This is a genomic window from Marinobacter pelagius, assembly GCF_003315345.1.
Classification (GTDB): domain Bacteria; phylum Pseudomonadota; class Gammaproteobacteria; order Pseudomonadales; family Oleiphilaceae; genus Marinobacter; species Marinobacter pelagius_A.
On record NZ_QNRO01000002.1, the window covers coordinates 77719 to 97132 of the forward strand.

20 protein-coding genes are annotated in these 19414 nt (G+C 61.5%); 5 read left to right on the plus strand and 15 right to left on the minus strand.

Annotated features, from left to right (window positions below; all coding sequences use genetic code 11):
• Window positions 1-21: 21 nt before the first annotated feature.
• From modA to DET50_RS02540, 3 genes are all read right to left on the minus strand, one after another.
• Window positions 22-831 carry a molybdate ABC transporter substrate-binding protein gene (gene modA, locus DET50_RS02530; protein ID WP_181799910.1) on the minus strand — a complete coding sequence of 270 codons (810 nt, stop codon included), beginning with the start codon at window positions 829-831 and terminating at the stop codon, window positions 22-24.
• A 115-nt stretch (window positions 832-946) separates the two neighbouring features.
• Window positions 947-1897 carry a sterol desaturase family protein gene (locus DET50_RS02535; RefSeq protein WP_113861318.1) on the minus strand — a complete coding sequence of 317 codons (951 nt, stop codon included), beginning with the start codon at window positions 1895-1897 and terminating at the stop codon, window positions 947-949.
• 107 nt (window positions 1898-2004) lie between these two features.
• The gene (locus tag DET50_RS02540; protein ID WP_258546033.1) at window positions 2005-2787 is read right to left on the minus strand and encodes a glutathione S-transferase family protein; all 783 of its coding nucleotides are present in this window, start codon (window positions 2785-2787) and stop codon (window positions 2005-2007) included.
• A 100-nt stretch (window positions 2788-2887) separates the two neighbouring features.
• On the opposite strand from DET50_RS02540, the gene DET50_RS02545 reads away from it, so the two are divergent.
• Window positions 2888-3865: an META domain-containing protein gene (locus tag DET50_RS02545; protein WP_113861571.1), complete on the plus strand. Its 978-nt coding sequence runs from the start codon at window positions 2888-2890 to the stop codon at window positions 3863-3865.
• Here DET50_RS02545 and DET50_RS02550 read toward each other — a convergent pair.
• The 4 genes from DET50_RS02550 to DET50_RS02565 form a co-directional block, all read right to left on the minus strand.
• Entirely contained in the window at window positions 3841-4674 is an 834-nt protein-coding gene (locus tag DET50_RS02550) for a substrate-binding periplasmic protein (RefSeq protein WP_113861319.1), read from the minus strand. The two genes, DET50_RS02545 and DET50_RS02550, sit on opposite strands and share 25 nt — an antisense overlap.
• A gap of 81 nt (window positions 4675-4755) precedes the next feature.
• Window positions 4756-5811 (minus strand): quaternary amine ABC transporter ATP-binding protein, encoded by a 1056-nt coding sequence (locus tag DET50_RS02555; protein ID WP_113861320.1) that lies wholly within the window; start codon window positions 5809-5811, stop codon window positions 4756-4758.
• 10 nt (window positions 5812-5821) lie between these two features.
• Window positions 5822-6793: an ABC transporter permease gene (locus tag DET50_RS02560; RefSeq protein WP_113861321.1), complete on the minus strand. Its 972-nt coding sequence runs from the start codon at window positions 6791-6793 to the stop codon at window positions 5822-5824.
• 94 nt (window positions 6794-6887) lie between these two features.
• Window positions 6888-7859 carry an ABC transporter substrate-binding protein gene (locus tag DET50_RS02565; RefSeq protein WP_113861322.1) on the minus strand — a complete coding sequence of 324 codons (972 nt, stop codon included), beginning with the start codon at window positions 7857-7859 and terminating at the stop codon, window positions 6888-6890.
• Between the two features lie 282 nt (window positions 7860-8141).
• Here DET50_RS02565 and DET50_RS02570 point away from each other — a divergent pair, with 282 nt between their 5' ends.
• The 3 genes from DET50_RS02570 to DET50_RS02580 all read left to right on the plus strand — a co-directional run bounded on the left by DET50_RS02570 (window position 8142) and on the right by DET50_RS02580 (window position 10709).
• Window positions 8142-9242, plus strand: a complete 1101-nt coding sequence (locus DET50_RS02570; protein WP_113861323.1) for a M14 family zinc carboxypeptidase — start codon at window positions 8142-8144, stop codon at window positions 9240-9242.
• Between the two features lies 1 nt (window position 9243).
• Entirely contained in the window at window positions 9244-9981 is a 738-nt protein-coding gene (locus DET50_RS02575; RefSeq protein ID WP_113861324.1) for an alpha/beta fold hydrolase, read from the plus strand.
• A 110-nt stretch (window positions 9982-10091) separates the two neighbouring features.
• Window positions 10092-10709, plus strand: a complete 618-nt coding sequence (locus DET50_RS02580) for a glutathione S-transferase family protein (protein ID WP_113861325.1) — start codon at window positions 10092-10094, stop codon at window positions 10707-10709.
• Here DET50_RS02580 and DET50_RS02585 read toward each other — a convergent pair.
• Window positions 10695-11849 carry a GGDEF domain-containing protein gene (locus DET50_RS02585; protein ID WP_113861326.1) on the minus strand — a complete coding sequence of 385 codons (1155 nt, stop codon included), beginning with the start codon at window positions 11847-11849 and terminating at the stop codon, window positions 10695-10697. The two genes, DET50_RS02580 and DET50_RS02585, sit on opposite strands and share 15 nt — an antisense overlap.
• A 143-nt stretch (window positions 11850-11992) precedes the next feature.
• Here DET50_RS02585 and DET50_RS02590 point away from each other — a divergent pair, with 143 nt between their 5' ends.
• Window positions 11993-12607: a DUF4202 domain-containing protein gene (locus DET50_RS02590; RefSeq protein WP_113861327.1), complete on the plus strand. Its 615-nt coding sequence runs from the start codon at window positions 11993-11995 to the stop codon at window positions 12605-12607.
• A gap of 142 nt (window positions 12608-12749) precedes the next feature.
• On the opposite strand, the gene trpC is transcribed toward DET50_RS02590, so the two are convergent.
• The 7 genes from trpC to DET50_RS02625 form a co-directional block, all read right to left on the minus strand.
• Window positions 12750-13562 (minus strand): indole-3-glycerol phosphate synthase TrpC, encoded by an 813-nt coding sequence (trpC, locus tag DET50_RS02595; protein ID WP_113861328.1) that lies wholly within the window; start codon window positions 13560-13562, stop codon window positions 12750-12752.
• Window positions 13563-13726: 164 nt separating this feature from the next.
• Window positions 13727-14755 carry an anthranilate phosphoribosyltransferase gene (gene trpD / locus DET50_RS02600; protein ID WP_113861329.1) on the minus strand — a complete coding sequence of 343 codons (1029 nt, stop codon included), beginning with the start codon at window positions 14753-14755 and terminating at the stop codon, window positions 13727-13729.
• Between the two features lie 14 nt (window positions 14756-14769).
• Window positions 14770-15354 carry an anthranilate synthase component II gene (locus tag DET50_RS02605; protein WP_113861330.1) on the minus strand — a complete coding sequence of 195 codons (585 nt, stop codon included), beginning with the start codon at window positions 15352-15354 and terminating at the stop codon, window positions 14770-14772.
• A gap of 16 nt (window positions 15355-15370) precedes the next feature.
• On the minus strand, window positions 15371-16858 hold the full coding sequence (trpE, locus tag DET50_RS02610) for an anthranilate synthase component I (protein ID WP_113861331.1): 1488 nt from the start codon (window positions 16856-16858) through the stop codon (window positions 15371-15373).
• Between the two features lie 236 nt (window positions 16859-17094).
• Entirely contained in the window at window positions 17095-17784 is a 690-nt protein-coding gene (locus DET50_RS02615) for a phosphoglycolate phosphatase (RefSeq protein WP_113861332.1), read from the minus strand.
• Window positions 17781-18467, minus strand: a complete 687-nt coding sequence (rpe, locus tag DET50_RS02620; RefSeq protein ID WP_113861333.1) for a ribulose-phosphate 3-epimerase — start codon at window positions 18465-18467, stop codon at window positions 17781-17783. Before rpe ends, DET50_RS02615 begins: the two co-directional genes overlap by 4 nt.
• Window positions 18468-18651: 184 nt before the next feature.
• Window positions 18652-19410: a co-chaperone DjlA gene (locus DET50_RS02625; protein ID WP_113861334.1), complete on the minus strand. Its 759-nt coding sequence runs from the start codon at window positions 19408-19410 to the stop codon at window positions 18652-18654.
• Window positions 19411-19414: the final 4 nt, after the last annotated feature.

The window sequence follows — 19414 nt, forward strand, 5'->3', positions numbered from 1 at the left end:
CGTAGCCTTTGTCAGCCGGGGTCAGGGCTCCGGCGTGTCACCGGTATCGTAGCCGTCTTTTTCGATGATTGCCCGCGCTTCTTCGCTGCCGAGAAATTCCAGCCAGGCCCTGGCGGCTTCCGGGAACTTGCTGCGGGCCAGGAGGATGGCCTGCTGGTCGATGGGCTGGTGTAGTGAGGCCGGGACCACCCAGTTGGCACCGCTCGCGCCGTCCCAGGCCCGAAGCTGGGCGAGGGCGACAAAGCCCGCCTCGGCATTGCCGGTGGCCACGAACTGGAAGGTCTGGGCGATGGAATCACCGCGGACCAGGCGCGGCAGGACCGTGTCTTTCAGATCCAGGGCGTCGAGCACTTCCATGGCAGCGACGCCATAGGGTGCCGTGCGGGGGTTGCCAATGGCCAGGCGGGGGCCCGTGCTGGCGGCGAGATAGGCCTCGGGGTCCTGGAAGGCGTCTTCGGACCGGCTCCAGAGCACCAATCGACCACGGGCGTAAGTGAAGCGGCTACCGGCGACCCCCAGTTCCTGCTTTTCCAGCAATTCCGGGCGTTCCCGGTCCGCTGCCAGAAATACGTCGAAGGGGGCGCCCTGGCGAATCTGGGCATAGAGCTTACCCGTTGAGCCGTAGCTGGCCCGGATCTGGTGGCCGGTATTCTGCTCGAACACGGGTATCAGCTTTTCCATGGTGCCGGTGAAGTTCGCGGCGACCGCTGCGGTCAGCATCTCGGCACTGGTGGATACGGCAAGTGTTGCCAATAACAGCCCCGCCAGGCCGGTACGGAATCTCCGCCAGGTCCGGTGCCGGCGGGAATACGCATTAATAGGTGCAGCCATGGGTCCTCGGCGTTCAGTTCAGTGCGGTAGTACTGGGACAGGATCATGCCACAGGCCGGAGACGTATTCGAACCCGGATCACTCGACGTGGACAACAGGCCAAGCCTGTCCGGGGTCAGTCCCGGATCTCTCGGGACTCCAGGGAGGCATCCGGCCGTTGCCATTCCGGGGCATGCCAAAGGTGGCTCAGCCGTGACCAGATGCCGCCGGGGCGCGCCATGTCCCGGAACAGGTCCACGTACTCGTGGGTCCAGAGTGCCAGCAGGTTGTTCGAGGGCACCGGCCGGGTGATGCCATAGTCGGGCGGTTCCTTGGCGTCCTCGTCAACAAAGGTTCCGAACAGCCGGTCCCAGACAATCAGGGTGCCGCCATAATTGCGGTCAATGTAGCCGGGGTTGCGGCCGTGGTGGACCCGGTGATGGCTGGGGGTATTGAACACCCGTTCGATCCAGCCGGGCAGCCGGCCCACCAGGGTAGTGTGGATAAAGAACTGGTACACCAGGGAAAAAGCATAGGCGACCCCGATCCAGACCGGATTGAAGCCAATCAGGGCCAGGGGCAGGTAGAAGATCCACATGCCGTTGAAGATGTTGGTGGCATTCTGGCGCATGGCGGTTGAGAAGTTCATCCGCTCGGAGGAGTGATGCACCACATGGGCGGCCCAGAACCAGCGCATCCGGTGGCTGGCCCGGTGCATCCAGTAAAAGCAGAAATCCACGCCAAGGAAAGTCAAAAAGCCGGTGAACCAGTTGAGTTCAAGATCGAAAAGCCGGTAGTGATAGCACAGGGCGTAAACCGGGAAGGCAATCACACCGGCAAACAACAGCTCGGTGAGCTGGTAACCGGCACCGAGCGCAAAGTTGCGAACCGCTTCCCGGGCATCCATCAGCCGGGTATCGTGGCGGATTTTCAGGTATTCCCAGACAGTCACCGCGATGAAGACCGGCGTGGCAAACACGAAGATCAGCTGGCGCTCATCCAGGGCCAGCCAGGGCGCAACCTGCTGCCAGAGTGCCATCAGGCCGCTGTCTTCGAACACGGCCTGCATCATGTCCATCAAAGCCATAACCTGCCCCGATCCAGTCATTACCTGGCCTCTATATTGGCACAGGCGGGCAGGATTGCATTGTCGGTTTGCGTCAGGCCCATTGACGTTTTACGCCAGTTTCCGGATTAGCGCTGGCGGTGTTCCCGGTACAGGCGGGCCAGTGGCTCGATCTGTTCCTGCCATTTGTCGAGCGTGTTTCTCATGTCCGGCAGCAGCCGCTGCCGCTTTGGCCAGGGCACCGGGTATTGCGGTGGCTGGAACAGCGGCGCGAACAGGGCGCCGGCGGCGAGGTCGGCGCGGGAGAAATGGTCGCCGGCCAGGTAAGGCTGGCGCTGGTAGGTATCTGCCAGTTCGGTGAGCAGGGTTTCCAGAACCAGCTGTGAGGCATCCGCCGTTTTCTGGTTGATCTTCATCCAGTCACGCATGATCTCATCGACCCGGCTGAAGGCGAGACTCAGCAGAATACGGTTATAGAAGGGCGTGCCGGAGGCCAGCATGGGAACTGCCAGCTTGGGGCGCTGCAACAGGTAATGATAGGCCCAGCAACGTACTGCCGGGCCAGCCTCGTCATCCAGGCGTTGTTCCCAGGCGAGGGCCTGCTGCCGTATAGCCGGATCGGACGGCGTCAGCGGGTGCTCCGGAAAGGTCTCGTCCAGGTAGTCGATGATTGCGGAAGAGCCCTGGATGATCTCGCCATCGTGGTCCAGGACCGGGACCGAGGAGGCCTTGCCGGTGAGCGCTCGGATGGTCTTGACGTGCTGGCCGGGCAGCAGGCTCACTGGCTGGTAGCGGATACCTTTGTAGTCCAGGGCCCAGCGGGCCTTCTCGCTGTAATGGGAAATGGCGAACTGGTAGAGCCGGACGGTCATGGCAGCAACCTCAGAGGTATGAATCAGGTCAACTACCATACCGCCGAATCCGGAGCTCGGCCAGCAGACCTGCGTCATGGCGGTGCCGGTGCGACCGGCTTACAATACCCTTCTTGTCATCGGGATCAACGGAGAGATCATGTTTGTACGATACCGCACAGGGACAGCTGTTCTGATCATCGCCGGACTGCTCGGGGGCTGTGCCGCCAGCGGGCCGTCCGGGGCCGGACCGGAGCCGCAATCGGTCTATCACTGTGGCCAGATGGAAATCCGGGTCACCCCCGGGGAAGACCAGGATTTGCTGGGAATCGATTTCCTGGATCGTCGGTTGCTGCTCAAGCCCGCCAAGAGCGCCTCCGGTGCCCTGTACGTGGCGCCGGGTGAGGATCAGACCCGGTTCTGGAGCAAGGGTGAGCGGGCAACGTTGACCATCCGGGGCGAAACCTACCCGGAGTGCCTGGTGCCCGGGGCGGTGGAGATGCCGTTCGAGGCCAGGGGCAATGAGCCGTTCTGGCGAGCCGTGGTTTCCGGTACTGAACTCCGACTTGAGCGCCCTTTCGAAAAGGATGGCGTGAAGCGGCTGGAAGTGGAAAAGGTAGTGGCTGACCGCCATGGCCGGGAATTCCTGGCCAGAGGCGACGATCTCAATGTCCGCCTTACGGTGGCCCGCCAGCTATGCCAGGACAGCATGTCCGGCGCCCAGTATCCGGCCCAGACCCGGCTGACGGTGAACGGTCAAACCTACAACGGCTGCGGCGGTGATCCCCAGCGGTTGCTCCGGGGTGCGGAGTGGGTGGTGGAGGACATTGCCGGGGCCGGTATTATCGACAGTTCCCGGGTTACCATCCGGTTCCTCCCGGACAACCGGGTAGCGGGGCGCGGATCCTGCAACCGCTATAGCGGAAGCTACCGGCTGACCGGCGAAGGTATCGGGATCGGTGCCATTGCCTCAACCCGGATGGCCTGCGCAGCGGCACTGATGAATCAGGAGGCCCGCTTCCTGGAGATACTCGGTGAGGTTTCCCGGGTACAGATCGGGCGCGAGGGGCAACTTCGGCTGAGTACACCCTCCGGTGCAACCGTTACCGCGTTTCAGTCCACCGCAGGCACGCCATAGCTTGCAAGGATCTCCGTCAGGCGGCCTGATGCCCGGAGCTCCCGGATACCACGGCTGAGCGCGTCGGCCAGTTCTGCCGAGCGGGGGCTGGCGGGGGAAAAAGCGATGTAAACCGGCGTATCGTAAAGGGCGCCCGCCATGCGCAGTTGGACACCCGGCAGCTGGTGCTTGAGCGTCCATGCCATGACGTCCCGGTCTTCCGGGAGAACATCGGAACGGTCCTCCAGAATCAGTTTGATGGCGCGCTCCAGGGGCGCCGGCCCCGAGAGAATCCATACCCGTTTCTGGTTGTCGCGGTTACGCTGGATGTAGTCATCCAGTTCGGGGGAATAGGAGTAGCCGTTGAGGGCAACCAGAGTCTGGTTCTGCAGCGAATCAATGCCCCGGTATTGCCAGTCCTGTGCGGGCTGGGTGTACAGTTCGATATGGGAGATGCCCAGGGACTCTTCCGGGAAGATGAAGCCCGGAGCGTCTGACGTGAACGCACCGATGACGCCATCGATATAGCCGGCTTCGGCCTGCTCCAGTGCCCGCGCCCAGCTCATATTGACATACTTTAACTCGAGTCCGGCCAGCCCCAGGGCTTCCCGGGCAAGGTCCACCATGTAACCCTCGGACGCAGACCCGGAAACGCAGTTGTGGGGGCACCAGGGATCGGCGGCCAGCACGACGATCGGGCTTGTCGGCTTCGGGGTGTCTGTGCCGGGTAAGGCGGTGGACTGGATCTGTTCGGTCGGGGAACGGGATGGCTCTTCCGGTGAGCAGGCGGAGAGAAACAACGTCAGCAGGAGAAGGAAAGCCTTGGGCATTGGTCGGGACCGGTTAACCGCAGGTGAGCGGCGACTGCCTTCATCATAGCCCCTCGCCCGCGGTTTGTAACCATCCCTTTGCTAGGCCCGTTGGCGTGACTCTGTTGCAGCCGCCGTCGGTACCAGGGCTTTGGTCAGATCCTTCATGTGCAGGGATCCGACCTGTTGGCCATCCCGGACCACGCGGAATGCCAGTTCGGTATCGCCACCGGAGCGTTCCAGCACGGTTTCGAGGTTGTCCCGTTCGGAGATGTCGCCCGCGTAGTTGTCTTCGGCCTCCGTGCCCGGCTTCATGACCGAACGCACCCGCAATACCCGGGCCCGGTTGATGTCGGAAATGAAGTCAACGATGTACGGATCGCCCGGATTGAGGAGAATCTCCTGGGGGTCGCCCTGTTGCACCACTTCACCATCCTTGAGGATGACCAGGTGGTCGGCCAGCTTGAGTGCCTCGTCCAGGTCGTGGGTGATGAACACGATGGTTTTGTGCAGCTCCTCCTGCAGTTCCAGCAGCAGGTCCTGCATGTCCGAGCGGATCAGCGGGTCGAGCGCTGAAAACGCCTCGTCCATCAGCATGATCGGAGCGTCAGAGACCAGCGCCCGTGCAATTCCGACCCGTTGTTGCATGCCGCCAGACAACTGGTGGGGGTACTGGTTCTCGTTGCCCTCCAGGCCGACCCGAGCCAGCCATTTGCGGGCGTCAGCCTCGAAATCCGAGGTGGTGTAACCCCGGATGGCCTTGGCCATACCGGCATTCTCCAGCACCGTTTTGTGGGGGAGCAGGGCGAACTTCTGGAACACCATCGACATGCGCTCCCGCCTGAGCTTGCGCAGCTGCTCCTCGCTGTAGCTGAGCACGTCTTCGCCATCCATCCGGATCTCCCCGGCCGTCGGCTCGATCAGGCGGTTGAGGTGGCGGATCAGCGTCGATTTTCCGGAACCGGACAAGCCCATGATCACGGTGATTTCACCGTCCCGCATATCCACATTGATGTCCCGCAGGCCGAGGACATGATTCTGCTGTTCCAGCAGGTCGGCCTTGTTCATGCCCCGGCGTACATACTCCAGGGCCACGTCGGGATCCGGGCCGAAGATCTTGAACAGTTTTCTGATCGAAATCTTGATGTCGTTTGCCACGAGCGTGTCCTCACTGCTTCTGGGATGCGTTGATGCGTGCGAGCGATGCCTTGGTGACCCGGTCGAGGATCACCGCCAGGATGACGATGCCCAGGCCGGGCGCAGACACCAGAGAGGCAATCACGACCATGGCAAGGCTCATCATGATGGTCTGGTTCACACCGGCCATGATGTTCGGCAACGCCAGCGGGATCTGCACCTTGTAGAGCTTTTGCCGTGGCGTCATGCCGAAGGCATCGGCCGCCTCGATCACATCCTTGTCCACCAGCCGGATCCCCAGGTTGGTCAGGCGGATAACCGGGACAATGGCGTAGAGGATAATGGCGATGCCATAAAGCTTGGACTCGGTCACGCTGAACAGGAAGATCAGCGGAATCAGGTACACGAACGGCGGCAGCGTCTGCAGCATGTCCAGCACCGGGATAATGAGCCGTTGCAGGGTGTTGCTCCGGGCCATGGCGATCCCGATCGGCACGCCAAGCAGGACGCACAAGAAGGCGCAAACGAAGATAATGGCCAGGGTCTGCATGGCGTAGTCATAGTGATCGATGAACGCCAGCAGTACGATGCTGCCGCCAACGAACGCCATCAGCTTCCACGATTTGGTGACCAAGTAAACCACCGCGAGCAACAGCGGTATGACGATCCACCAGGGGGTGTTGAGCATGGCGTACAGGGCGCCATCCAGGAACCAGCTCAGTGGCTGCGTCAGTGGGTCAAGCACCAGGCTGAGGCTGTCCTTGATGGCCAGAAACCCCTGCTCCAGCCCTTTCGTCAGCTCCCGCGACTGGGGAAAGGCTGCGCAGGATTCGTTGAGTGCATCCATCGAGGGGAACGGCGCGTCCCAGATCGATTCCGGTTCGGTGTTTTCGCCCTTGGTCTTGGCCAACAGGTCGGCCATAGACATCGGGGCATCGCTCTGGCCTTGCGAGCACCACTCCTCGAGCCCGAGTGATGAGAATAACGAATCGTAGGTTGCCATCAGGGGTCAGCCTCTCCTGGGTATCTGGAGTCGGTTGGATTACAAAGAGAGCCCGGGACGGGCCGGAAAGGGCGCCCCGGGCGGGGTGGGTCGATCAGTTATCGAGAATGGCTGCCAGGTTTTTCCGGGCCGAGTCGTTCAGCCAGGTGGACCACTCGTCGCTGTTGTTGCTCAGATAGTACACAGCTGCTTCCTCGCCGGACGCGTTATTCGCGTCCATCCAGGCCAGGATTGAACTCATGGTTGAGGTCTGGAATGTCAGCTGGCTGAGCATCTCGGCCACTTCCGGTTCACGCTCCTGAAAGTCCGTAGTCACCGAAGTCAGGATGGTGGCCGCCGGGAAGTCCGAGACACCGGGGTTATCGGCATCAGGCGTCTGGTTCTTCTGGTGCACTTCCGGCTTGACTTCGCCGAGGTCAACCCGGGTCATGTCGTACTTGCCCAGTGGCACGGTCGGGCCCCAGTAATAACCGAACCAGGGTTCTTCGTTCTGGACTGCGGAGGCCATGGAAGAGGCCAGGGTTTCACCTGAGCCGTGGTTGAATACTTCGATACCGGACTCTTCAAGATCCAGGGCGCGAAGCAGGTTGTCATTGACCACGCGGCAGCCCCAGCCATCGGGACAGTTGTTGAAACGACCGCCCACCAGTTCCGGGTTGGCCATTACACCCTCGATGGTTTTGAGCTCGGGATGTTTCTCTGCCAGATAGGTGGGGATCCACCAGCCTTCAACACCACCCGGCTTCAGCACCTTGGCCAGGCGCTCAATCTTGCCCTGTTCCTCCAGGCGCAGGTACGCCTCGCCGGCAGAGTTCAGCCATAACTCGGTGACGATATCCGGCTCACCGTTTTCGGCGACCGAGGTAACGGCCGGAACGGTATCGGAGGGAACAATGGTGACGTCGCAGCCATAACCTTGCTCCATGATGAATTTGGCGACGTTGGTAACCACCGTGTTGGACGCCCAGTTCATCTCGGTGATGGATACTTCACCACACTCATTGGCCTGGGCGATGCCGGGAATTGCCGCCGCACACAGGAGCGCGGCAGAAGTAAACTTCTTCATGGTTACTTCTCCTTTGGGGTTGGTAACGCAGTAGAGCGCTTACAGGAATGACCAAACTGCGATCGCACGGGATCGGAGGGAGGGGTTGTTTCTGGAACTGTTACTGCGTTCTTCAAAACAAGATTTCTCGACAGAATTCCCTTCCCAGCATAAGGAAATTGAATCGAGATTCAAGGAAATGGCCAAAAAGCGTCGCGTTTGCCGTCACATTTATGGCGTCACTGTCAACATTCTGTAGCTTCAGGTGGTTATCTTGAAAGGTTGTTGGCTGGAGGTGTGTGCATGACCGAATTGCGTGATCTGACCCCCCACACGGCAATTGCCGATGAGCAATCGCAGCGGGGGCAGCGACAGCGAAAGCAGTTGAGAACCTTCCTGCCTGAGATGACGGCACTGGAACGGATGCTGGCCGAAGCACCGACGCAGGTGGAGAGCCGTGTGGTTGATCATGTCGACCTGGACGATCTGCAGTTGCCGATCTACCGGGTTGATATCGGTTCGCCGCGGCCGGAGGCCCCGGCGGTATTGCTGGTCGGGGGCGTCCACGGGCTGGAGCGGATCGGTTCCCAGGTGGTCATGGCCTGGCTGGATGGCGTGCTGAAAAGGCTGGCCTGGGATGAACAGCTGGCGGCGCTGTTGGAACGGGTTCACGTGACGGTACTGCCGATTCTCAACCCCGGCGGGATGTACCTGAATCAGCGCAGTAACCCCAGCGGTGTGGACCTGATGCGTAACGCGCCGATCACCGCCCAGGACCGCAGCGCCTTCCTGCTGGGCGGGCAGCGATTATCCGGGAGACTGCCCTGGTATATCGGCGATCCCGAGCAGGGCATGGAGGTGGAGAATCAGGCCCTGGAAACCGTCATCCGGGAACTGTTGCCGGGACGATCGTTCAGTGTTGCCCTGGATTGCCACAGTGGCTTTGGGTGGCAGGACCAGATCTGGTTTCCCTACGCCTACCGGCGGCGACCCATGCGGCGGATAGCTGCGGTGATGGCCCTGAAGCTGATCTGGGAGCAGGCCTACCCGAACCACGATTACAAATTCGAACCCCAGTCACGGCATTACCTGACCCATGGCGATCTCTGGGACTACTTCTACAAACAGATTAACCGGGATAATCCGGGCGTGTTTCTGCCCCTGACCCTGGAGATGGGGTCCTGGCGCTGGATCCGTAAGCGCCCGCGGCAACTGTTCCGGCTCGATGGCCTGTTCAACCCACTTGTGCCCCATCGCCACAAGCGGGTGCTACGCACACACCTCACCTGGATCGACTTTCTGCTCAATGCCGCGGCCAGCCACCGGAACTGGTTGCCGGAGCGGGAACAGGAGGCCATGCTGAGGGAAGCGGCGATCATGCATTGGTACCGGGATTCGATCTGACATGCACTGGATACTGTTGCGGGGACTGACACGGGAGCAGGCGCACTGGGGGGATTTCCCGGCGGCGTTGCAGTCCGCGTTTCCTTCGCACCGGTTCCATGCCGTTGACCTCCCGGGGACCGGTATCCATTACCGGCAGGACAGCCCCGATACCATCGAAGGTATCCGCCGGCAGGTTTGCCGGCAGGTGAGCCACATTCCCCGGCCTATCGGCATCATCGCGCTTTCCATGGGCGGGATGGTGGCACTGGACTGGGCTCAGAACGCGGAACTCGGGGAAATCCAGCAGCTGGTGATGATCAACACCAGTTCCGGGTTCAGTCCGCCCTGGCAACGGATGCGGCCGGTGGCCTGGCCCCGGGTGCTTCGGTTGCTCTCGCGGCGGGAGCTGTTTGACCGGGAGCGGGATCTGTTGCACCTGACCTCCAACCGGACGGTGCCCCTGTCATTGGCCAAACGCTGGTACAGTATCCAGCGCCAGCGGCCGGTCAGCCTGGCCAACGCCTTCAATCAGCTGCGGGCCGCGGCCCGCTTTACCCCGGCGCCCCATCGACCATTACCGGATGCCCTGCTGCTGGCCAGTCGGGGGGATCGCATCGTGCATTTCAAATGTAGCGAAGCCCTGGAATCCCGCTGGCAATGGACCCTCAGGCTGCATCCCGACGCCGGGCATGATCTTCCTCTGGACGAACCCGGGTGGATACTGGAGCAGATCCGGACCTGGCTGCCACGGAGTTAGTTCGGGGCTACTTAACAGTTGCTTGACGCAACTGTTTTTTGCGGTCAGTCTCTGTGCTGTTCTCAACAATCACGTTCATCCATCCAACACCCGGAACGGAGCCGATCCTGATGAAAATCTTTGAAACAAAAACTGCCCCGAATCCCCGCCGAGTGCGCATGTTCATGGCCGAGAAGGGCCTGCTGGACGAGGCCGAATTCGTGGAGATCGACCTGCAGAAGGGCGAGAACCTGACACCGGAATTCGTTGCTCGTAATCCGATGAAGAAAGTGCCGGTGATGGAGCTGGATGACGGCGCCTGCATTGCCGAGACCATGGCCATCTGCCGCTACTTCGAAGAGGCCTACCCCGATGCGCCGAAGCTGCTTGGTGAAACGCCCCTGGAAAAGGCCCATCTGGAGCAATGGCTGCGCTGGATCGATTTCTACTTCTTCATGCCCACTGGCATGTGCTTCCAGCACACCACCGGGTATTTCAAGGACCGGATGAACCCGATCAAGGAATGGGGTGAGGAGTGCGGCCAGGGTGTGGAGAAATTCATGCACTTCCTGAACAAGCATCTGGAAGGCAAGGACTACATCTGCTGCGACCGGTTCACCGCCGCCGACATCAACGCCTTCACCACCGTGGCCTTTGCCCGGGTAGTGAACATCCGCATCAAGCCTGAGCAGACCAACCTCCAGGCCTGGTACGACCGTATCAAGGCCCGGCCGTCAGCCCAGGCCTGAGTGGCCTGAGCCGGGAGTGGTCCCGGTTTCTTTGCCCGGGGCCATTTCGACCCGGTTGCGGCCGGCGGCCTTGGCACCGTACAAGGCGTTGTCGGCCCGGGTGATCAGCTGTTCCGGCGACCGCTCGCCGTCGAAGCAGGCCACACCCAGACTGATGGTTTGCCGGATCCGGGTGCCGTTCAGCTGCATCGGTTGATCGGCCATGGCCGCCCGGATCTTGCGGGCCACTTCCCGGCCACCGGTCGGCCCGGTTTCCGGAAGCAGAACCAGCAGCTCCTCGCCGCCCCAGCGGCAAAGGACATCTTGCTGGCGCAGGCAGGCGCTCATCCGAACCGCGGTTTCCCGTAGTACCAGATCACCCACTTCGTGGCCGTGGCTGTCATTAACCCGTTTGAAATTGTCCAGATCGCCCATGATCAGGCAGAAGGGTCTTTCGTCGCTGCGCCGGGCCCGATCCATCTCGTGACGGATCACGGGCAGGAAGGCATGGCGGTTGAGCAGTCCGGTAAGCTGGTCGGTGGTTGCGAGCTGTTTTACTTCCTGTTCATTGAGGAACTGATGGTTACCCAACCGGCGCAGGGCTTCGGAGGTGACCAGGCCCACCGCCAGCATGGCCGTCGGGCCAAACAGGTGCGGGATCAGACGGACCGGATGAATGCTAAGCATGGCTGCGGCCAGAACAAACAGCGCCAGCGGAAGCAGGAACTGCAAAAGCCAGTCCCGCAGCCCCCGGGTGGCCATCATGGTGACGCCAAAAAAGCTGATCATCAGGCCCGCGCTGACCTGGGACAGGTCTTGGGGTTTGTTCTGGAAATAGACCAGGAACAGGCCGAGCATCATCAGCATCAGCGACGTCGACATCATTCTGAGGAATACTTTCGGATGCCAGTTCGGCACGCCGGTATAGTGGGACAGCAGCGCCAGCCCGATGCTGGCGTAAACCGGCAGTCGTAAGAGATGCTCGAGCGACCACGGCCCAGGCGGCCGGACGCCCCGAAGCTCGTGGCTTAGGTGGTACGCAACCATGATGGCCAGCAACAGCCAGGAGCCAATGATGGCAAACAGCCGCTCCCTTTGGCGCTGAAAGTCACGGTAAGCAGATTGCCACTCGGCAGGAATGTCCGGATTGGTCAGTCGCACGGGATGGTGGGGCTCCGGATAATGTTCGGGTCAATTATCAATATTCATTCACGGAGTACCCCCGGGACAAGTTCCAATAAGAGATATACCCTTCAGGGTATTCACCTACGCTGACCCTGATTCAAGTAACGATGGAGTGACAGATGACCGTATCCGCCCGTCTCGATTGTGCCCTGGGCAAGATTGACGAAGCCAATCGTGCTGACCCGAACCGGGAAGTGGTAGGCGGCGAAAGCCTGCCCCGGGAGCTCGCCTACAGCCAGCACATGACCCGGTGGCTGTTCGAGCTGGAGCCGGAACCCTCCGAGCGCATGCAGATCGCCTGCCGGGCGCAGCATATCGAACGCTGGACCATGCCCCGGAGCGAGTTCGGCGAGGGCCGGAAGAATTACTACCAGTGGCGTCAGGCCTGCGGTCGCATGCACGGTCGGCGGGCGGCGGAAATCATGGCCGAATGCGGTTATCCCGAGGAGGAGTGCCTGCGGGTGGAGACCATCCTGACCAAGCGGGAGCTGCGCCAGGATCCGGACACCCAGTTGCTGGAGGATGTGGCCTGCATGGTATTCCTGGAGCGCTATTTTGCGCCGTTCTACGAGGAAAAGCCGGAGTATGACCGGGAAAAGTGGCTTCGGATTGTGCGCCGGACCTGGGGCAAGATGTCGCCCCGGGGGCATGAGGCGGCTCTGAAGCTTGCCAGCGGGATGCCGGCTCATTTACTGGAGCTCTTGAAGGAAGCTTTGAATGATTCAGTAGGCTGATCTTGGTGCACAGGCCGGTGGGTAGGGCCGGCCAAAATACGCTGTAAATACGTCCCTGTACGCTCGGCTCCGCCATCCATGGCTCCGCACGATTTTGGCCGGCCCTACCCACCGGCCTGTATAGGCATCGGAGTTGGCGTTCTCAGAAGAAAAGTTCTCGTAGCTTATTCCCGGGCTCTTCGGCCCTCATGAACGATTCCCCTACCAGGAAACCGTAAATACCACGGCTGGTCATGGCTTCCACATCGTCCCGCGTCATGATCCCGCTCTCGGTGATCGTCAGCCGGTCCTGACCAATCCGCTCGTGCAGTTCGAATGTGGTGTCCAGTGACACCTCAAAAGTATGCAGGTTCCGGTTGTTGATGCCGACCAGGGGCGTTTCCAGGGTCAGTGCGTCGTCCATCTCTTCCGGATCGTGCACTTCCACCAGCACATCCAGCCCGATTTCCCGGGCGATGCCTTCCAGTTCCTGCATCTGGTAACGGGTCAGGCAGGCGGCAATCAGCAGGATGCAGTCGGCGCCAATGGCACGGCTTTCGTAGACCTGGTAGGGCGCCACCATGAAATCCTTGCGGATGACCGGCAGGCTGCAGGCAACCCGGGCGGCTTTCAGGTAGTCCTCGTGGCCCTGGAAGAAGTCACGGTCGGTCAGCACGGAAAGGCAGGCCGCGCCGCCTTTCTCATAACTCTCGGCGATCTCGGCCGGCACGAACGGATCCCGCAGGATGCCCTTGCTGGGAGACGCCTTCTTGATCTCGGCAATCACGGCAGGGGTCTGTTGCTCGATGCGTGATCGCATGGCGTCGGCAAAACCCCGGGCAGGTGCCTGGTCTCCCGCCATGGCCTTCAAATCGTCAACGGTGACGCGGCGTTTGCGTTCGTCGATCTCCTGCCATTTCCGGTCAACGATTTTTCGAAGGATGGTAGGAGTCTTATTCAGATGTCTGTCTGTCATATCAGGCCCGTAAATAGTCTGCGAGAGCGGAAGGGGAGGAGCTTTCCAAAACTGTCTGCAGCCAGGGATGGCTGCAGTCAAGCCCTACAGGGACGTACTTGCGGGCGTGTTTTGGAAAGCTCCTCCCCTTCCGATCGACCTGCTGCGAAGTTAGCAGGCCGGTATTAAAAACACTGGGAAAAATCAGCCAGTTCGGACATCTTGCCCGCAGCCAGCCCCGATCCCATGGCATCCAGCGCCATCTCTACGCCGGCCTTCGGGGTATCCGCCAGGCCGGCAATGTAGATGGCCGCACCGGCGTTCAGGGCGATCAGGTCCCGCGCCTTCTCGGTGATCTCATCGTGCTCCCGGCCAAATGCGGCCTTGATCAGGTTCAGAGACTCCTCGGAAGAACCCACATCGAGACCCACCAGCGACTGGCTCTTGATGCCGAGATCTTCCGGAGTGATGTCATACTCGGTGATATCCCCGTCCTTCAGTTCCGCCACATGAGTAATGGTGGCCAGACTGATCTCATCCAGACCGTCCTTGGAATGCACCACCATGATGTGCTCGGCACCCAGGCGCTTCATCACCTCCGCCATCGGACGGCACAGCTCCTTGGTGAACACACCCAGCAGCTGGCGCTTGACCCCGGCCGGGTTGGTCATCGGGCCGAGGATGTTGAAGATGGTCCGGCAGCCCAGCTCCTTGCGTGGACCGATGGCGTGCTTCATGGCGCCGTGGTGGGCCGGAGCGAACATGAAGCCGACGCCGATCTGCTCCACGCAACGGGCCACCTGCTCCGGAGTCATGTCCAGGTTGATACCAGCCTTCTCGATGAGATCCGCGCTGCCGCTCCTGGATGAAACGCCCCGGTTGCCGTGCTTGGCGACATAGCCGCCGGCTGCGGCTACCACGAAGGAAGCGGCGGAGGAAACGTTGAACAGATTGGCGCCGTCGCCGCCTGTACCGACGATGTCCACCAGTGGTTCCGCGTTGACCGTTACCCCGGTGGCCAGCTCGCGCATGACTTCGGTGGCGCCGGTGATCTCGTCAATGGTCTCGCTCTTGAGGCGCAACCCCATCAGGAAAGCCCCGATCTGCGCATCGGTGGCCTCGCCGTTCATGACGATGCGCATGACCTCTTTCATTTCCTCCCGGGAAAGATCCAGGTTGGAGGCGATCCGGTTCAGAGCTTCTTTCATGTCCATGGAGAGTTGGCCTCTTATTTGTTTGTTCTCAGGAAGTTGCGCAGCAGTTCATGGCCCTGTTCGGTCATGATCGACTCCGGGTGGAACTGCACGCCTTCGATGGGCAGAGTCTTGTGGCGCACACCCATGATTTCCTCGATGGAACCGTCATCATTGCGGGTCCAGGCGGTGACTTCCAGGCAATCCGGCAGGGTGCCCTGGTCAATGACCAGGCTGTGGTAACGGGTGGCCTGTAACGGATTGCTCAGCCCCCGGAACACGCCACTGTCCTTGTGATAGACCGGCGAGACCTTGCCATGCATGACCCGGCCGGCCCGGACGATATCGGCACCGTACACCTGGCCGATGGCCTGATGCCCGAGGCAGATGCCGAGGATGGGCAGCTTGCCGGCAAAATGGCGGATGGCCTCCATAGAGATGCCGGCTTCGTTCGGCGTGCAGGGGCCCGGTGAGATCACCAGTCGTTCGGGCTTGAGGGCCTCGATCTGCTCGATGGTGATTTCGTCGTTGCGGTACACCTGCACATCGGCACCCAGCTCCGCCAGGTACTGCACCACGTTGTAGGTGAAGGAGTCGTAGTTATCGATCATCAGCAACATAATCCGTTCCTCCGCCTCAGTGGTCGTAATTGTTGTAGGTCATGGCCACGGCACGGAATATCGCGCGGCCCTTGTTCATGGTTTCTTTCCACTCGAGGCGGGGAACCGAGTCCGCCACCACCCCGGCACCAGCCTGGATGTGCAGGGTGTTGTCCTTGATCACCGCGGTGCGGATGGCAATGGCGGTATCCATGTTGCCGTTGAACGAGAGATAGCCGACTGCGCCGCCGTAGACGCCGCGCTTGACCGGCTCCAGTTCGTCGATGATTTCCATGGCCCGGATCTTCGGGGCGCCGCTGAGGGTGCCGGCGGGCAGGGTGGCCCGCAGTACGTCCAGGCAGCTGGTGCCGTCTTTCAGTCGGCCGGTCACGTTGGAGACGATGTGCATGACGTGGGAGTAGCGCTCCACGATCATCTTGTCGGTGACCTTGACGGTACCGGTTTCCGAGACCCGGCCGGCGTCGTTGCGCCCCAGGTCGATCAGCATCAGGTGTTCGGCAATTTCCTTCGGATCGGCCAGCAGTTCGTTTTCCAGCGCCTTGTCTTCAGCATCGGTGGCGCCGCGCTTGCGGGTGCCGGCGATGGGCCGCACAGTCACCTCTTCATCCTCCACCCGGGCCAGGATTTCCGGGGACGAACCGACAATGTGGAAGTCGTCCAGATCCAGGAAGTACATGTACGGCGAGGGATTGAGGACCCGCAGCGACCGGTACAGGTTCAACGGCGGTGCCTCGAACGGGATGGACATCCGCTGGGAGATGACCGTCTGCATCACATCGCCGTCCAGCACGTATTCCTTGATCCGGTCGACGGCGGCCTCGAAACGGTCCTGGGTGAAGCCGGAGATGAAATCACCCTCATCCACGGTCTTGCCGCGCAGGTGTTCCGGAGTGCGGGGGGCATTGGCGTTCTGCCGGTGCAGCCGTGCTTCCAGCTCGTCAATGCGGGCCTGGGCCTGATCGTAGGCGCCTTCGGTGGCCGGATCAACGTGGACAATCAGGTGCAGTTTGCCGCGCAGGTTGTCGAACACCACGATCTCGTCGGAAACCATCAGCAGGATGTCCGGGGTTCCGATCTTGTCCGGCGGGCAGGAATGGCGCAGTCGCTTTTCGATGTAGCGCACGGTGTCATAGCCGAAATAGCCCACCAGCCCGCCATTGAATCGCGGCAGTTCCGGCAGGTCCGGGGCGTTGAAGCGCTTCTGGTACTGGTCGACGAAGTCCAGTGGGTCGTCCACCTCGGACTGCTCGATCACCTCGCCGTTGCGGCTGACTTCAATGCGGTGGTCATAGACCTTGAGGATTTCCCGGCTGGGCAGGCCGATGATGGAATAGCGGCCCCACTTCTCGCCACCCTGGACGGATTCGAACAGGTAGGAATAGGGGCCACTGGCGAGCTTCAGATAGGTGCTCAAGGGCGTATCCAGGTCCGCCAGGACCTCGCGATACACGGGGATACGGTTAAAGCCGGCGTGGGCGAGCTCGGAGAACTGCTCGGGTGTCATGTGTCGGTTTCCTGAATTCTGATCTGCATTTGCACGGAAGGGCCGGATGCCATTCCGTCGGGTGGTACGGTCTCGACAGGCGCGCGCCCGTCAGCCGCAGGGCCTGTTCAGCCGGTGCGCCATCGCCACCATCGTGTTGCGCGGGTTGTGAGGATGCCTCGCGCTGCAGTCAGATTCAGTCCCTGCACGGCAGGAATCTCCCGATACCAAGTGTTCAATGAAACGTCCTTGTGAGATTACAAAAGCTCGGCCAGTGAATCAACAATCGCGTCGGCCCCCAGAGTTTCCACCGATCCCCCGAAGTTGTAACCATAACGGACGGCCACGCAGGGAACGCCGGCAGCAATGGCGGCGTTCACATCGGCCGCGGAATCGCCGACCATGACTGTAGTGCCGCGGGTGCCGCCGAGCTGCTCCATGGCATGCAGCAGCGGGCCCGGGTCCGGCTTCTTGACCGGCAGTGTGTCGCCGCCGATGCTCAGGTCAAACCAGTGGTCCAGGTCCAGTTGCTTGAGCAGGGGCGCCACGAACTGTTCCGGTTTGTTGGTGACTACCGCCAGTCGGCAGCCACTGTTTTTCAGGTGCGCCAGACAGGCTTCCACCCCCGGGTAGACCCTGGAATGCTGGCCGTTGATCCGGCCGTAGTGATGGAAAAAGATCGCCAGGGCGTCCTTGAACAGCGCGTCGTCCTTCGGCTGCGCCGGTTCCCAGTCGGTCTTGCCGGCCAGGGCTCGGCGCACCAGAACCGCGGCGCCGTTACCCACCCAGTCCCGGACCTTGTCGATGCCCGCGGGGGTCCGGCCCAGGTGCTCGAGCATCTGGTCCACTGCGGCGGCCAGGTCCGGCGCGCTGTCTACCAGGGTGCCGTCCAGGTCGAACAGGGCCACGCCCGGCCAGCGGGCGTTGAACAGGCCTTTGAGACTCATCCGCCGATCACCTTGCGGGCCTGCTCCAGTTCTGCCCGCATGTCGTCGATGGTGGCCTTGTAGTCCGGAGTGTTGAAAATGGCAGAACCGGCGACAAAGGTGTCGGCACCGGCTTCGGCAATTTCACGGATGTTATCGGTTTTTACGCCGCCGTCGATTTCCAGGCGGATGTTGAAGTTGCTGGCGTCGATTTTCTTGCGGGCTTCCCGCAGCTTGTCCAGGGTGCCGGGGATGAACTTCTGGCCACCAAAGCCCGGGTTGACCGACATCAGCAGCACCATGTCGAGTTTGTCCATGACATAGTCCATGTAGCTCAGCGGCGTGGCCGGGTTGAACACCAGGCCGGCCTTGCAGCCGCCGTCCCGGATCAGTTGCAGGGAACGGTCGATGTGGTTGGACGCCTCCGGGTGGAAGGTGATGTAGCTGGCGCCGGCATCAATGAACATGCGGATCAGATCATCCACCGGAGACACCATCAGGTGAACGTCGATGGGCGCGGTGACGCCATGCTTGCGAAGGGCCTCGCAGACCATGGGGCCGATGGTCAGGTTTGGCACGTAGTGATTGTCCATCACGTCGAAGTGCACCACATCGGCACCGGCGGCCAGCACATTGTCGACTTCCTCGCCCAGGCGGGCAAAATCGGCGGAGAGGATGGATGGGGCAATCAGATACGGATTCATGATGTCTCTCTCAGTGGTGTTCGATAGCAGTTCGGGGTTGTACGGAATCCGGAAGCTCCGGTTCCGTCCGTGCCGTTCAGTCGCTGGCCAGTTTACCAGTTTGGGCCGGTGTTTTCGCCGCCAGAAGATCCGCACCTGTGCGTAGTCGCGCCGGCCATCGGTACGCCCCGTCGCGGGGTAAGGCTCATACCTGGTGGTTCCGTTGCTTGATCAGCTCCCAGGCTTGCTGGTAGCGCAACAGCTGCTCCTTGGCGATGGTCAGCTCCCGGGGTGACAGGCCCTTCTGGGACAGTTTGTCCGGGTGGCATTCCGAAACCTTGCGACGGTAGGCCCGCTTGATCAGGGCCAGTGAGTCCCGGCGGGTTACGCCCAGTAACTGGCAGGCCTGGTCATAGGTTTTCGGGCGGGAAGGTGTGTCTGCAGCGCGCACCCAGACCTTGCTGGCATAACTCTCCAGGATGTGGTCGCCGACGCCCACCGGTAGGCCCATCTGATCGATGGCGTCTTCGCAGCGGTAACGGCGGGGCTTGCCGGGCGGCCCCTGGATCTGCGCCGCATGACACAGGCAGATGGCCACGGTCAGCGCCGGGGCGGGCCATAGCCGGCGGGTGAGGCGCAGTGACAGCCCGCGCAGCGGCGGCAGATCCTCGGCTTTCTTGCCATGCTGGAACCACTGGATCGCCCGCTGGCGCTGGCGCCCGGACAGGTTCAGGGCCCGGATCAGTCCCTCGGCGTAGTTGATGTCGGCTTCGGTCACCCGGCCATCGGACCGGGCGATATAGCCGAGAAAATAGAACAGCGGGCGGCGGCACCACCTGGGCAGCCGGACCCGTTCAATAAAGGTAGCCGCCTGGTGTCCGCAGGCTGACAGTTCCCGGAGCAGGCTGCTGAATTCGGCCTGGAGGTGGGACGGGAGTGTCGGGCTGCCGGTGTTCTTTGGCATGTTG